This is a genomic window from Mycolicibacterium grossiae (assembly GCF_008329645.1).
GTDB classification, from domain to species: domain Bacteria; phylum Actinomycetota; class Actinomycetes; order Mycobacteriales; family Mycobacteriaceae; genus Mycobacterium; species Mycobacterium grossiae.
In genome coordinates, this window is record NZ_CP043474.1 from 2257356 (window position 1) to 2271780 (window position 14425).

The 14425-nt window shown below is 70.0% G+C and carries 14 protein-coding genes; 5 read left to right on the top strand and 9 right to left on the bottom strand.

Going from position 1 to position 14425, the window contains the following annotated elements:
* The first annotated feature begins 53 nt into the window (after positions 1-53).
* Positions 54-1304, top strand: a complete 1251-nt coding sequence (locus tag FZ046_RS10765; protein ID WP_070351294.1) for a KasA/KasB family beta-ketoacyl-ACP synthase — start codon at positions 54-56, stop codon at positions 1302-1304.
* A gap of 10 nt (positions 1305-1314) precedes the next feature.
* Here FZ046_RS10765 and FZ046_RS10770 read toward each other — a convergent pair whose 3' ends face one another.
* Together FZ046_RS10770 and FZ046_RS10775 are read right to left on the bottom strand one after the other, a co-directional pair.
* Complete coding sequence (locus FZ046_RS10770) at positions 1315-2208, bottom strand: cyclopropane mycolic acid synthase family methyltransferase (RefSeq protein WP_070351295.1); 894 nt, start codon at positions 2206-2208, stop codon at positions 1315-1317.
* An 85-nt stretch (positions 2209-2293) separates the two neighbouring features.
* Positions 2294-3241, bottom strand: coding sequence for a cyclopropane mycolic acid synthase family methyltransferase (locus tag FZ046_RS10775; RefSeq protein ID WP_070351296.1), 948 nt, complete (start codon positions 3239-3241; stop codon positions 2294-2296).
* Positions 3242-3440: 199 nt separating this feature from the next.
* On the opposite strand from FZ046_RS10775, the gene FZ046_RS10780 reads away from it, so the two are divergent.
* Entirely contained in the window at positions 3441-4220 is a 780-nt protein-coding gene (locus tag FZ046_RS10780) for a glutaminyl-peptide cyclotransferase (protein ID WP_070351297.1), read from the top strand.
* On the opposite strand, the gene FZ046_RS10785 is transcribed toward FZ046_RS10780, so the two are convergent.
* The 4 genes from FZ046_RS10785 to FZ046_RS10800 form a co-directional block, all read right to left on the bottom strand.
* Positions 4217-5674, bottom strand: a complete 1458-nt coding sequence (locus FZ046_RS10785) for an aldehyde dehydrogenase family protein (protein ID WP_070351298.1) — start codon at positions 5672-5674, stop codon at positions 4217-4219. The two genes, FZ046_RS10780 and FZ046_RS10785, sit on opposite strands and share 4 nt — an antisense overlap.
* Entirely contained in the window at positions 5671-6579 is a 909-nt protein-coding gene (locus FZ046_RS10790; RefSeq protein ID WP_070351299.1) for a quinone oxidoreductase family protein, read from the bottom strand. The genes FZ046_RS10785 and FZ046_RS10790 overlap by 4 nt, the downstream gene beginning before the upstream one ends.
* A 61-nt stretch (positions 6580-6640) precedes the next feature.
* Positions 6641-7777: a DNA cytosine methyltransferase gene (locus FZ046_RS10795; RefSeq protein ID WP_070351300.1), complete on the bottom strand. Its 1137-nt coding sequence runs from the start codon at positions 7775-7777 to the stop codon at positions 6641-6643.
* A complete protein-coding gene (locus tag FZ046_RS10800) occupies positions 7765-9036 on the bottom strand; it encodes a DNA cytosine methyltransferase (protein ID WP_070351301.1) in 1272 nt (423 codons plus the stop codon). The genes FZ046_RS10795 and FZ046_RS10800 overlap by 13 nt, the downstream gene beginning before the upstream one ends.
* Before the next feature lie 116 nt (positions 9037-9152).
* Between FZ046_RS10800 and FZ046_RS10805 the strand changes: the two genes are divergently transcribed.
* A complete protein-coding gene (locus FZ046_RS10805; RefSeq protein ID WP_070351302.1) occupies positions 9153-9530 on the top strand; it encodes a very short patch repair endonuclease in 378 nt (125 codons plus the stop codon).
* Between the two features lie 26 nt (positions 9531-9556).
* Positions 9557-9862 (top strand): DUF732 domain-containing protein, encoded by a 306-nt coding sequence (locus FZ046_RS10810; RefSeq protein ID WP_070351303.1) that lies wholly within the window; start codon positions 9557-9559, stop codon positions 9860-9862.
* A 15-nt stretch (positions 9863-9877) separates the two neighbouring features.
* Here FZ046_RS10810 and FZ046_RS10815 read toward each other — a convergent pair whose 3' ends face one another.
* Together FZ046_RS10815 and FZ046_RS10820 are read right to left on the bottom strand one after the other, a co-directional pair.
* Positions 9878-10777, bottom strand: coding sequence for an NYN domain-containing protein (locus FZ046_RS10815; RefSeq protein ID WP_070351304.1), 900 nt, complete (start codon positions 10775-10777; stop codon positions 9878-9880).
* A 99-nt stretch (positions 10778-10876) separates the two neighbouring features.
* Positions 10877-11122, bottom strand: coding sequence for a hypothetical protein (locus FZ046_RS10820; protein WP_070351305.1), 246 nt, complete (start codon positions 11120-11122; stop codon positions 10877-10879).
* Between the two features lie 224 nt (positions 11123-11346).
* Between FZ046_RS10820 and FZ046_RS10825 the strand changes: the two genes are divergently transcribed.
* Complete coding sequence (locus tag FZ046_RS10825) at positions 11347-12486, top strand: FAD-dependent oxidoreductase (RefSeq protein WP_070351306.1); 1140 nt, start codon at positions 11347-11349, stop codon at positions 12484-12486.
* On the opposite strand, the gene FZ046_RS10830 is transcribed toward FZ046_RS10825, so the two are convergent.
* A complete protein-coding gene (locus tag FZ046_RS10830; protein WP_070351307.1) occupies positions 12483-14117 on the bottom strand; it encodes a fatty acyl-AMP ligase in 1635 nt (544 codons plus the stop codon). The genes FZ046_RS10825 and FZ046_RS10830 overlap by 4 nt on opposite strands.
* Between the last annotated feature and the right edge of the window lie 308 nt (positions 14118-14425).

The following is a 14425-nucleotide window of genomic DNA, read 5'->3' on the forward strand; positions in this document are numbered from 1 at the left end:
CCAAAGCCGTGTGATACCTCTAGGACGCGCACGAGCGCGCACGGGGAAGAGGCATGGCAGCGCTGACAACTGGGGATGGACTCAACGACGTCGTGGTCACGGCCGTGACGTCGACGACGTCGCTCGCGCCCGACGCCGAACAGACGTGGAAGCACCTGCTGGACAAGCGCAGCGGCATCCGCACCCTCGACCGCCCGCTCATCCACGAGTTCCACCCGCCGGTCCGCATCGGCGGCGCACTGACCGAGGACTTCGACGAACACCTCAACCGCGTCGAACTCCGCCGCTTGTCCTATCTGCAAAAGATGGCGACCGTCCTCGGCCGCCGGCTCTGGGACCAGGCGGGCGCACCGGAGGTCGACACCAGCGGCCTCATGGTCTCCATCGGCCTCGCACTGGGCACGGCCGAAGAGATCGTCATCCAGTACGACATCTTCAAGGCCCGCGGCCTGCGCGCCGTCTCACCGCTCTCGGTGCAGATGTACATGCCGAATTCGCCGGCCGCCGCCGTCGGCCTGGAGCGCCAGGCCAAGGCCGGCATCGTCTGCCCGCTCATGGCCGACGCCTCCGGCGCGTCCGCGATCGCCGAGGCGTGGAAGCACATCGCCCTCGGTGAGGCCGACATGGCCATCTGCGGCGGCGTCGACACCTGGATCGGCCCGGTCACCCTCACCGCCTTCCACAAGCTGGGCCTGCTGTCCGCCGACAACGAGCACCCGGCCGCGGCTAGCCGCCCCTTCGACAAGCACCGCTCGGGCGCCGTCTTTGGGGAAGCGGGCGCGCTGCTGGTCCTGGAGAACGCCGACCACGCGCAGGCCCGCGGAGCCACGATCCTTGCCCGCCTGCTCGGCGCGGGCAGTACCTCCGACGGGTACGACGACGTGCTGCCCGAACCCAGCGGTGAATCCGCCGGCACCGCGATCACGCGCGCCATCGAGTCGGCGGGCCTGGGACCCGAGGACGTCGACGCCGTCATCGCCAGCGCCTGCGGCACCCAACCCGGCGACCAGGCCGAGGCCAACGCCCTCCGCCACGCACTCGGCGCGCACCGCCCGGCCGTCTACGCACCGAAGGCCGCGCTCGGGCACAGCTGGGGATCGGTCGGCGCCGTCGACGCCGTGCTGGCCGTGCAGGCCATCAGGGACGGCGTGCTGCCGCCGACGCTGAACTACGAGACGCCCGACCCGGACGTCGACCTCGACGTGGTGGCGCACGAGCCGCGCCGCGGCGAGTACCGCCACGCGCTGCTCAACAGCTTCGGCTTCGGCGGCTACAACGTCTCGCTGGTCTTCGGGGCGGCCTGACCGTCCGGAATCACTTGACCAGCGTGAACTGTCCCAGCTCGCTGATGCCGCGCTGGAAGAAGTCGCTGCAGCCGGTCAGGTACTTCATGTACCGCTGGTAGACCTCCTCGGACGTGGCGGTGACCGCCTCGTCGTGGTGCGCCTCCAGCGCCTCGGCCCAGGTGTCCAGCGTCCGGACGTAGTGCTCGTCGAGCAGTTGCTTCTGCTCCAGCGAGAAACCGGCCTCGGCAGACAGATTGATGATGTCCTCGTCGCACGGCACCGAACCGCCGGGGAAGATCTCCTTGGCGATGAACCGCATGAACCGCAGGTCGGTCATCGTCACGGGGATGCCCATCTCCGGCCACCGCTTCAGCGGGTGCCCGAGGATCGCCTGGATGACGAAGCGCCCGCCGGCCGGCAGCACCGAGTGGCACATCTTGAAGAACGGCGCGTACCGCTCCTGCGGGAATGCCTCGATGGCCTCGATGCTGACGATGCGGTCGACCGGCTCGTCGAACTGCTCCCAACCGCGCAGCAGGACGCGGCGCGAGCGGTCGGTGTCGAGCCCGTCGAGCAACTCCTGGGCGTACTTGCACTGGTTCTTGCTCAGCGTCAGCCCGATGACGTTGACGTCGTATTTCTCCACCGCGCGCCGCATCATCGAGCCCCAGCCGCACCCGATGTCGAGCAACGTCATGCCCGGCTGCAGGTCCAGCTTGCCCAGCGACAGATCGAGTTTCGCGAGCTGAGCCTCCGCGAGCGTCATGTCGTCACGCTCGTAGTAGGCGCAGCTGTACGTCCGCGACGCGTCCTGGAACAACCCGAAGAAGTCGTCGGAGAGGTCGTAATGCGCCTGCACTTCCGCGAAGTGCGGCGTCATCTCCTTCGTCGACTCCGGTGACTCCACCGTGCCCTTGGCCATCCCCGACCAACTCCCATCCGACTGTTTCGGACCCAGTTACCGTGCGCCCTGCGATATTTGGTTAGACCATTAAACTAACGAGACGTCAGGCCGGTGCCTTCTCGCAGGTGTACTGGCAGACGTCGGTGTAGCCCTCGCGGAACAGGTCGGCGCAGCCGGCGAGATACTTGTGGAAGCGTTCGTAGATCTCCTCGTTGGTGATCGCGATCGCCTCGTCCTTCTTCGCCTCGAGGTTCGCGGCCCACGTGTCGAGGGTCTTTACGTAGTGCGGCTGCAGGTGCTGCTCGCGCGTCACGGTGTAGCCCGCCTTGACGGCGTGCTCCTTGACCATCGAGCCGAGCGGCAGACGGCCGCCGGGGTAGATCTCGTCCATGATGAACTTGATGAACCGCACCCGAGACATGGTGAGCGGCAAGCCCTTTGCCTTGATCTCCTCGTCCTCGGGAATGATGATCGTGTGTAGCATCATCACGCCGTCGTCGGGCATCCAGCTGAAGGTCTTCTTGAAGTAGTCGTCGTACTTGTTGAAGCCGAAATGCTCGAAGGCGCCGATCGACACGATGCGGTCGACCTTCCCCTCGAACTCCTCCCACGGCTGCAGGCGCACTTCCATCTTCCGGTCGCTCTTGATGTTGGCGAACCGGTTCTCCTCGATGTGGCGCTTCTGGTTTTCACTCAGCGTGAGGCCGATGACGTTGACGTCGTACTTCTCCACCGCGCGCTGAATGGTCGAGCCCCAGCCGCACCCGATGTCCAGCAACGTCATTCCCGGCTGCAGGCCCAGCTTGCCCAGCGAGAGGTCGACCTTCGCGAGCTGTGCCTGCTCCAGCGTGTAGTCGTCCTTCTCGAAGTACGCGCAGCTGTAGGTCTGCGACGGGTCCTGCCACAGCCGGAAGAACTCGTTCGAGATGTCGTAGTGGAACTGGACTTCCTTCTTGTCCGATCCACGGGTCTGGGACGCGGATTTCGACAGCCAGGCCGACTCCGCCTTCTCGGTCTTCGTCGAGTCCTGCGTTCCACTTGAAGAAGTCATCGTCCACCCTGTTGGCGCTCGTGTACTCATTCGGACGTGCCAACCAGCCATTGCTTCGCCGGGCTAGCGATTCGTACCCTACCCCCGTCGACGGCCCATGTTGAGGTGGCTCCCCGGACGATTGGGCAGCACCTGACGGAACCCTCCGACCCGCGCGCCGCCCTGGCAAACTCACTGCGAAGCGGGTACCAACCATGTCATGGCCCTGCGCTCGATCAGCCTCGTCCTGACCGCTACCTGCCTGCTGGCCGGTGTCGCCGCGCCGCACGCGCTCGCCGAACCCGCGGCGGTGCCGGTCGTCCGCCCGGTCCTGGTGGCGCAGATCCCGCACGATCCGAACGCCTACACTGAGGGCCTCGAACTCGACGGCGGCACGCTCTACGAGGCGACCGGGTTGGCCGGCAAATCCGACCTGCGCGAGGTCGACCCGAACACCGGCGTCGTCCGCCGTTCGGTGCCGCTGCCCGGCAACTACTTCTCGGAGGGCATCACGGTCGTCGGCGACAGGATCTGGCAGCTGACGTACCAGAACGGCGTCGCGCTGGAATGGGACAAGGCGACGCTGACGCTGCTGCGCGAAGTATCGGTCCCGCCCGACTTCGGCTGGGGCATCTGCCCCGTCGGCGACCGGCTCGTCGTCAGCGACGGCACCGGCCGGCTGCGCTTCGTCGAGCCCGGCACGCTGGAGGAGGTCGGCAGCGTCGACGTCACCCGCGACGGCAACGCCGTCACCGGCCTGAACGAACTCGACTGTGTCGACGGCCAGGTGTGGGCGAGCCTGTGGCCGAGCGACGAGATCGCCCGCATCGACCCGACCACCGGCAAGATCAACCTCGTCGCCGACATGTCCGGCCTGTTCGCCGGCCAGGACCGCACGGTCGAGCAGGTGTTCAGCGGCATCGCGCACGTCGCCGGCGACGAATTCCTGGTCGACGCGAAGAAGTGGCCGTCGATGTACCGCGTGCGGATCGACGGTTAGATCGCGTACTGCCTCGGCTGGTGCTGCACCGACACCCAGTGGTCGGTGGTGAACTCGTCGATCGCCCACTGACCGCCGAAGCGGCCGATGCCGGACGCCTTCTCCCCGCCGAACGCGGTGTTGGCGTCGTCGTTCACCGGTGAGTCGTTGACGTGCGTCATACCGGCGTCGACGCGACGGGCGAAGCGGACCGCGCGGTCGACGTCGCGGCTGAACACCGCCGACGACAGCCCGTACTCGGTGTCGTTCGCGATCCGCAACGCCTCGTCCTCGCCGCTCGCGCGGATGACGGTGATGACCGGGCCGAAGACCTCCTCCTGCGCGGTCGCGACGTCGTTGCCGCCGGCCAGCACGTGCGGTGGTAGCGCGAGCCCCGCGGGCCCGAACGGCTCACCGCCGGTCAGCACCTCCGCGCCGGACTCCCGTGCGCGACGCACCTTGTCCTGGATGGTCTCGAGTTGCGAGGAGTTGATCACCGGCCCGAGGTGGGTCTCGGGCTTGCTCGGGTCACCGACCTCCAAGGCCTTCACCTTGTCGAGGAACAGCTGCAGGAACTCGTCGTGCACCGCTGCGTCGACGATGATGCGGTTGGCGATCATGCAGATCTGGCCCTGGTGGAAGAACGACCCGAACACCGCAGCGCTCGCGGCGAGTTCCAGGTCCGCGTCGTCGAGCACCACCAGCGGTCCGTTGCCGCCCAGTTCCAGCGCGAGGTGCTTGAGCGCCGCCTTCTCGGCGATGCCCTTGCCGACGGGCGAGGACCCGGTGAAGGACACGACGCGCGGCACGTCGTGCGCCACGATGGCGTCGCCGATGTCCGACCCCGAGCCCACCACGACCGACAGCAACCCCGGTGGCAGTCCGGCTTCCTCGAAGATGCGGGCGAGCAGCAGGCCGCCGGTCACCGGGGTGTCGCCGGCGGGCTTGAGCACGACGGCGTTGCCGACGGCGAGCGCCGGGGCGACCGAGCGGTTCGACAGCTGCATGGGGAAATTCCACGGTGAGATGACGGCGACGACGCCGACCGGCTCGCGGTAGACGCGGCTCTCCTTGCCGGGGATGTCCGACGGCATGATGCGGCCCTCGACGTGGTGCGGCATGGACGCCGCCTCCCACATCACCGACCGCACCAGGCTCCACTCGAGTTCGGCCTTCGCGACGGTGCCGCCGGTCTCGTGAATCAGCCAGTCGGTGATCTCGTCCTTGCGCCGGCCCATCACCTCGGCCGCCTCGCGCATGACGTTGGCGCGCTCCATCGGCGGTTGCGCGGCCCAATCGCGCTGCGCCTGCTGCGCGGCGTCGTAGGCCTGGTTCAGGTCGTCCTCGCCGGCCTGGGGGATCTCGACGAGGACGTCGCCGCTCCACGGGTCGGTGGACTCGCGCGTCTTGCCGGCCGTGCCGGCGCGCCACTCGGTGCCGATCGGCAGGGTGTCGAAGGTGGGATAACTGCTCACGGCGCGACTCCGATCTTCACGTGAGGCCCCTCGGCCTGCGCTTCCCAGGCGCGCTGCGCCTCGTCGAGGGTGAAGCGGGTGGTCTCGACGCGGATGCGTCCGGCGGCGGCATGGCCGGTCAGCTCCGCGTAGGCCGATCGCAGCACGTCGGGAGGCATGTGGTCGTTCAGGTGTCCGACGTGGGTGCGGCCCATGATCTTCTGGAACGGGATCTCCGGAGCGCCGCCGGCGCCTTGGCCGACGGTGATCAGCGTCGCGCCGACGGCGGTGGCGTCGAGCGCGGCGAGGAACGGGTCGCCGTAGACGAGGTCGAGGACGACGTCGAAGCCGTCGCCCGCCTCGGCGGCCAGCGCCTTGGCGTCGTCGTCGCCGCCGAGCTGCACCAGCACGTCGGCGCCGAGGTCGCGCGTCTTCTCCAGCGCGTCGCGGTTGCGGCCGGCGGCGACGATCTGGCCGGCGCCGAGGATCTTCGCGGCCTGTACGCCGATCGTCCCGACCACGCCCGTCGCGCCCAGGATCAGCACCGACCGGCCCTCCACCTGCGAGTGCACGGTCAGCGGCAGCCACGCGGCGAGCCCGGCGATGCCCATCGCCACGGCGACGTCGTCGTCGAGACCGTCGGGCACGGGGTAGGTCTTGTCCGCGTCGACCAGCGTGCGCTGCGCCCACGATCCGTAGGGCGCCGGGGGCGAGTCGAAGTAGACCCGTGAGCCGTCGGCGCGCACGCCGACGCCCTCCTTGCCGACGATCGTCGGGACCTCGCACTCCCCGAACGCGCCGGAGGCGATGGCCAGGTCGACGGGATTCAGACCGGCGAGACGCACCTCGACCACGTCGCCCTCGGGGTCGTCGAAGTCGCGGACGACGGGTGTCTGCCCAATCTCCTCCAGTACTGCGGCGCGCATCGCTCTCCTTTTCGTCGGGTGCGTCCGGCGGCTACCCGGTGAGGAGGGGGCGAAACGAGCGTCAGGCGCCCGTGGCGTAGGTCTCCAGCTCGGCGAGGAAGCCGGGCGGGAAGCGCAGCGAGCCCTTGCGGGTGCGGCTGAGGAACCCGTGGGCGGCGCGCGCCGACAGCGGCTTGCCGGGGTGGTCGAGGAACTCGGTGAGCGACGGCCGCGGCCGCCAGACCGGCCACGGCCCGACGTCGGCGCCGTGCACGACGCCGTCGTGGTCGGCCCATGCGGCGCGGCGGGGCCACTTGCCCCCGATGTGCGGCGCATCGTCGTCGCGGCAGTAGTCGCCCGGCGCCGCGAGCCGCGTACCGAGCCACGTGGCGACCGGCACGCTGACCGAATTGCCGACCATGCGCCAACGTTCGCCGCTGCGGGCGACCTCCTCGGCGGGGCGGGTCCAGTCCGGCGAAAAGCCCTGCAGCCGTTCGGCATCGCGGATGTCCGGGGTGACGTAGCGGCCGCTCGGCAAGCGGATCGCCGGCGGCGAGGCAACCCCCACCGACGAGCCGCACTTGATCGGCGGCACGGCGTCGACGGCCCAGCCGAACGACCGCATGCCCTCGGTCCAGTAGAACCCGCACGCCACGTCGGGGTAGGTGACGGCGTCGAGCGGCTTGGCGGTGTCGTCGGCGAGCAGCACGCCGCGCGGGTCGTGGTCGCGGCTGGCGACGAGGTACCAGCGGTTGCGGCGCTGCGGCAGGGCGAAGGCCTGGGTGTCGACGACGCGGTAGGCCCAGCGGTAGCCGAGTTCGGTGAGCGCCTCGGTGATGATCCGCAGCGCGGCCCCCTGTGCCAGCGACATCAGGAACGGCACGTTCTCGAGAATCAGCCACGGCACCCGCGACGTCCGTGCGAGCCGCAGGACCTCTCCAACGAGACTGCTTCGCGCACCGTCGATTCCGGCCTTGCGGCCAACGCTGCTGAGGTCCTGGCAGGGGAAGCCGGCGACGACGACGTCGGTGCCGCGGGGCAGGGCGTCGAGGTCGCGGACGTCGTCTTTGACGGCAGAGTCGGGGAACCGTCGGCGCAGGACGTGCTGGGCGGCGGGGGCGTTCTCGACGAGGAGAGCGGCGTGGTGTCCGGCGGCGGCCATGCCGAGTTCGAGCCCGCCGATGCCGGCGAACAGTCCGACGACGTTCACCGAAGCCATTCCAGCGCAACGGCGTAGCTCAGCCGTGAGGGGACCGCGTTGCCGATCATCCGCGCCAGCGCGGTGCGGCGGCGGACGTGGGCGAAGCTGAACCAATCGGGCAGGTACTGCAGGCGGGCGGCTTCGTGGGCGGTGATGGTGCGCCGTTGGCTCGGGTGCACGTTGCGGCCCATGCACATGCTGTAGAAGCCGGTGGTCACGGTCTGGGCGGGGCGGTCCCACGCGAGCCGCCCGTAGATCGACTTGTAGCTGTGGCCGCCGTTGGCGTGGCAGGCGGGGCGTTGGCTGTCCGGCAGGTCGAAGGCGCCGTGGGCGTACAGGTAGTCGATGCGTGCCCGGGTGGCCGGAGCGGACTGCGCGGGTGCGTCGAGCAGGGTCTCACTCGGCGGGTGTTCGAGGTCGTCGAATGCCCATGCCGTGGTGCGTCGTTCGCGGCGGTGGGCATCGAGCACCTGCGCGGCGGTGACGGCGTGGGTGAGGCTGGCCAGCAGGACGAGCCGCCGCCGGGTCTGCGGGACGCCGAGCGTGCTGAGGTCGATGACGGCGATGTCGACGTGGTAGCCGAGCCGCTCGAGTGCGTCGGCGGTGCGCTGCACGACGGCGCGCTTGTCGTTGAGTGCGCCGGGAACGTTCTCGATCAGAAGGTGTTGCGGCGCGAGCACTTCGGCGGCGCGCACCATGGTCTGGTACAGCTCGTTCTTGTCGTCGGCGTGCCGGGTGCGGTTGTTGAAGTCGCTGTGCCCCTGGCACGGTGGGCCGCCGACGAGGACGTCGACGTCGCGGTGGTGCTTGGCCAGCAGGCGCTCGGCCTGGGTGAGGCGGGCGCCGGGAGCGCCCGGGAGGATGTCGGCGACGTCGGCGCACCGGGCGGCCGCGGTCGGGAAGTTGGCGGCGTACGTGGCCGTCGCGGTGGCGTCGAGATCGACGGCGAGCACCGGTTCGAAGGGTCGGCCCAGCGCGCGGGCGGCTTCGGCGAGGCCGACGGACAGGCCACCGCAGCCGGCGAACAGGTCGACGGCGCGTAGTGGTGTGCCCGTCCCGCGCACCGGCGGGGTGGGATGGCGCAGCCATGCTCGTTCCGCCGTGTCGGCCGACGTCGGACCCGAACCGGTGTCTGCCGGGGCGAGCACCGTGGTGACCGTGGTGCCGTCGCGGCGGGTGAGGACGCGTTCGTAGTGGCCGCGGCGGACGCGGAATCGCTCAAACCCGGCCGCGGTGGAGGACCGCAGGCCGTCGACGGTGGGGGAGGGCTCGAGCATCGCCGTCGATCGTAAGCAGGCGCGCCGCCGGGGACGGGGCAGGTCAGGCGGCGTGGCGTGGTTAGCCTGGTGGGGTGGCCGAGTCGTGGGCGTCCTCCCCGGAGGCGCGGGCGCGCATGCAGTCGAACAAGAGTCGCGACACGAAACCCGAACTGGCGCTGCGCTCGGCGGTACACAAGCTGGGGCTGCGCTACCGCGTCGACACGCGACCGCTGACGACGATGCGGCGCCGCGCGGACCTGGTGTTCACCCGGGCGAAGGTGGCGGTGTTCCTCGACGGCTGCTTCTGGCACGGCTGCCCGGTGCACCACACGAAGGCTGCGGCGAATGCCACGTTCTGGGCCGACAAGGTGACGACGAACCGGGCCCGCGACCGCGACACCGACGCGCGGCTCGCCGAAGCGGGCTGGGTGAGTGTGCGCATCTGGGAGCACGAGGACCCGGCGGAGGCAGCCGCTCGGGTGCGCGACGTCGTCCGGGGCCGCGCCGACTGAGCGTGACTGTGGATACGCTGTGAGCCATGAAGGCTCTCCTCGTGGCGGCGCTGGCCGCAGCAGCGTTGGTCACGGCCGCCCCTGCCGCTGCCGAGGAGCCGGATGACTCGTTCCTCGAGGTCATCGAGATCATCGGCATTCCGGTCGACGATCCGGCGTCAGCGGTTGCGTCGGCCCGCGGGGCCTGCGCGGCGCTGGACGGCGGCACGTCCGTGCCCGTGGCGGTCGACCGCGTGGCATCGGCTACCGGTCTGACCGAGGATGAGGGGGCGTACTTCGTGGGCGTGGCGATCGGGGCGTACTGCCCGCAGCACGAGGACCTGCTGAGCTGAGGCGCTCCGTAGCCTCTACTTCAACTTCACCATGCGCGTGGTCGAACTCTCGTCGAGTTCGATGACGTCGGACCGGGAGCGCAGGAAGTCGCTGAAGGATCGGAAGCCGAGTGACTTCTCGCTGAAGGACGGGTCCATGCGCTTCATCTGAGCCTTGACCGCTGAGTTGTGCAGCCAGTCGGCGTCGTCCTTCTCCAGCCCGATCTGCAGCGCGCGGGTGAGCAGTGCGGTGGCGGCCACCTGGGGATCGGGCGGCTCCGGCTCGTCCTCGACGGTCTGCGGGCGGGTGGCACGACGCCGCGGCGCCCGCTTCTTCGGTGCGGGTTCGGCGTCTGCCTCCTCGGCGGTGGGCGGCTGGGGTGGCTCGAAGACGGGCACGCCGGGCAGCGCGTCGTAGATGACGAACTCGTCGCAGGCCGAGGCCAGCGCGCGGCTCGACGAGCCCGCCACCCCGATGCCGACGACGTAGCGGCCGAGCCGCTTGCAGCGCTGCGCCAGGGCGATGTAGTCGGAGTCCCCGGCGACGATCACGACGTGGGTGAGATCGGGCAGGCGGAACATGTCCTCGACCGCGTCGACGGCCAGCCGGATGTCGGCACCGTTCTTGCCGTACGCCGCGGCGGGGAAGAGCTGGACGAGGTCGACCGCGCGGCCGACGAGTTGGCCGCGGTAGTCGGCATTGACGTCGGCGGACCAGTCGGCGTACGCGCGGGTGAGTACCAGCGTGCCGAAGGACGAGGCGAAGTCGATGACGGCGCCGACGTCGACCCGCGCGCGGTCCAGCCGTTCCTGCGGCAGGCCCTTGGCCTTGTCCTTCTGGAACGAGTTGCGGCCGTTCACCTGGTCGTACCGCGAGATGACGATGTTGTCGAAGTCGAGGTAGACGGCGACGCGGGTGACGTCGAGATCGGTCATGGGGTCAGTCTCGCACCGACCGGCGCCTCGATGGCCACGACGCCACGGACGACGAGGCCCCTCCCCGGGGGCGCGGGGAGGGGTCTCGGGTTGGTGGGGTCAGATGAGGTCGGCGCCGGTGAGGTGGGCGACGTGGGCGGGACCGTGGTGTCCGTGCCAGCCGGGGGTGGCGTTGGGGGCCGGGGTGGCGTGGGTCTGCGGGGAGTAGCTGTAGCCGGGGCCGGTGGGGTCTTGGCCGCCGAGGCCGGTGGAGGCGTTGGCGACGCCGGTGGCGCCGACGGCGGCGGCGCCGGAGATGGCGAGGGCGAGGACGGGAAGGGTGAAGAAGCGGGCGGTGGTGGTCATGTCGATCCTTCTGTCTGACTGAGCCTTTCGGCTCGCTGTCCGGTGTGTTCCGGCGATGACATGACTATGTCGCGGATCCGGGCTCGGGTATGTCGGGCGACCGGGGGACGCGGGGGAGGAATGTGCGTGTCCACCGATCGGGGGACCAGCGCGCGTCGGACGGTGCGAGTACCGTCCTGCGACGGACCCTCGAGTCCAAGCCCACGAGCATTGGAGGACCGGCTGTGGCTCCCACGATCTCCATCTGCGGCGCCGGGTTGGGTGGTCTCGTGCTGGCGCGCGTCCTGCTGGTCAACGGGATCCGCGCGCACGTGTACGAGTCGGAGCACTCGGCCGGCGCACGCACCCAGGGCGGACAACTGGACCTGCACGAGGAGGACGGTCAGCGAGCGCTCGCCATGGCCGGTCTCACGGAGCAGTACCTCGGCATCATCCATCGCGGCGGCGGCGCTCGACGCGTGTACGACACCAGCGGTCGCGTGGTGGTCGACGTCCCGGACGACGGGTCGCTGACGCGCCCGGAAACGCTGCGCGGCGACATCCGGCGCATCCTGCTGGAGTCGCTGCCCGCGGACACGGTGCACTGGGGACGGAAACTCGAGACCGTGACACCCGTCGGTGCCGGCCGGCACGAACTCGAATTCTCGGACGGGTCGCGGGTGGTCACGGACGTGCTCGTCGGTGCCGACGGCGCCTGGTCGCGGGTGCGCGCCGTCCTGTCCTCCGCCGTGCCCGTCTACTCGGGGATGAGCTACGTGGACACCTACCTCGTCGACGTCGACGAGCGGCACCCCGAGGTCGCCGCCACCGTCGGCAACGGCGCGCTCTACTGCGTCATGCCGGGTACGGCACTACTGGCCCACCGCGAAGCGGGGAACGTCGTGCACACCTACGCGATCCTGCACCGCCCCGACGAATGGTTCGACGACATCGACTTCGCCGACACCGCATCGGCGCGGTCGCGCATCGCCGCGGAATTCGACGGCTGGTCCCTGAAACTCCGCGCGCTGATCACCGACGGCGACCAACCCCTCGTCCTGCGGAGGATCCACCAGCTTCCCGACCGCCACCGGTGGCCCCCGACTCCCGGCGTGACCCTCATCGGCGACGCCGCGCACGTCACCGTGCCGGGAGGCGACGGTGCCAACCTCGCGATGCTCGACGGCGCCCAGCTCGGCGAGGCACTCGCCGCGCATCCGGACGACGTCGACGTCGCGCTGCGGCAGTACGAGGATCTGATGTTCCCCCGCAGCGAGGCGGCCGCTATCGCCGCCCATCACACCATCGACACCATCTTCGGCAGTGGAGCGCCGAACGGGGTCGTCGACCTTTTTCGGGGCGTGCTCGCGCAGCAACAGTCCTAGGCGACGAGGGCGGTCGCGTGTCCGCGGCGGAGCTTGCCCGATGGCGTCTTGGGGATGGTGCCCGGCGCAAGCACGACGACCTTGCGCGGGCGCACCTCCACCTCGGCCACCACCTCGTGGGCGACCTGACGCTCGATGCGGCGCACCACGTCGGGGTCGGCGAAGTCGTTGGACTCGACGGCGACGGCGAAGCTCTCGCGCGAGTCGCCGGCGTCCATGCGCACGGCGACCGCGCAGCCGGGCCGCACACCGGCCACTCGGGAAGCCGCCCGCTCGATGTCGTTCGGGTAGACGTTGCGCCCGGCCATGATGATCACGTCCTTCACCCGCCCGCAGACCACGACGCTGTCGGTCTCGGTCAGGTAGCCCAGGTCGCCGGTGTCATACCAGCCCTGCCGGTCCTGCGCCGAGAGGAAGCCTCCGACGGTGGTGTATCCGTCGGTGACCGGCTCGCCCCGCACCTGCAGGACGCCCACGGCGCGCTGCGGCAGGATGGACCCGTCGTCGCCGATCACCCTGATCTCCAGGCCGTCGAGTGCTCGGCCCAACGTCACCAGGCGGCGGGTGTTGCCGCGCGACGAGGGCACCGCCCGGTGCAGCAGCGCCAGCAGGTCGGCGTCGACCTCGTCGATCACCATGCCGCCGCCCGACGGTGAGAACGACACGGCGACCGTGGTTTCCGCCATCCCGTATGCCGGCAGGATGGCCTCGGGGCGCAGGCCGAACGGCCGGCCCGCGTCGATGAGGTCCTCGACGTCGGCCGGCTCCACCTGCTCGGACCCCGACAACGCCCACCGCAGGCTCGAGAGGTCGAACTGCCCCGGCGTCGCCTGCCGGCGCAATCGCTTCGCGAGCAGCTTGTACGCGAAGTTCGGTGCGGCCGTCATCGTGCCCCGGTACTTGTCGATCAGCTTCGCCCACAGCAGCGTGTCGCGCAGGAAGTCCAGCGGCGTCACCTTCACCAACTCCGCCCCGAAGTACATCGGGACGGTCAGGTAGCCGGTCATGCCCATGTCGTGGAAGCACGGCAGCCAACTGATGATGACGTCGGTGTCGGCGTCGAACGCGGCGCCGACGAACATCGCCTCGGCGTTCGACACCACGTTGCGGTGCGTGATCCGTACGGCCTTCGGCGACCCCGTGGACCCCGACGTCAGCTGCAGCAGCGCGACGTCGTCGTCGACGGTGTCGACGGGGTCGATCGGCTCGGCCGCCAGTAGCTGCTCGACGGTCACGACGTTCAGCCCGAGTTCGATCAGCAGGGGCACGGCGACGAGGAACGGCTCCGACACCACGACGGCCGCGGCGTCGATCATCTCGATGACGGCGGTGGTGTCCTGCGCCCACCGCTGCAGATCGGTACGCGGGGTCGGCTGATGCAGCATCGTCAGCGACGCTCCACGCATCCAGATGGCCTGCGCCGTCGGCGCGATCTCGACGGGCGCGCCGGCCAGTACGGCCACCGCGTCGCCGTGCGACACCCCGGCCGCGGCTAGGCCGCCGGCGATGCGGCGCGCCCGCTGGTGCACCTGCGCCCAGGTGTGCCGCACCGGCGCATGGGGCTCACCCGTCACCATGCCGTGGGTACTCGCCCGGGCGTTCTCGAACATCGTGCGGGTAAAGGTGCTCACGTCGGTCCTTCGCTTGACTGCTCGGCATGCGCTCGCGCTGCGCGTCATGGGGGCGACGCAACACGCGTCGAAGGTCGACGTGGCGGCGGGTTCCTAGACCGTCTGCACGCGACGCTACGGCTCACCGCCGGCGAATCCGCTGGAATGTGCTGACGCGTCACGACACGGTTCGGTGTCGATCGCGCAACCGCTCGTCACTCGTCCGACGTTCGGCTCACCGCGATTGAAAACCGGCGGTGCCGGACGTAAGTGGCGCAATCGACGTAGGCGGCGGTCAAAGCGCAGGTGGCCGGGCACGAGGACCGGCG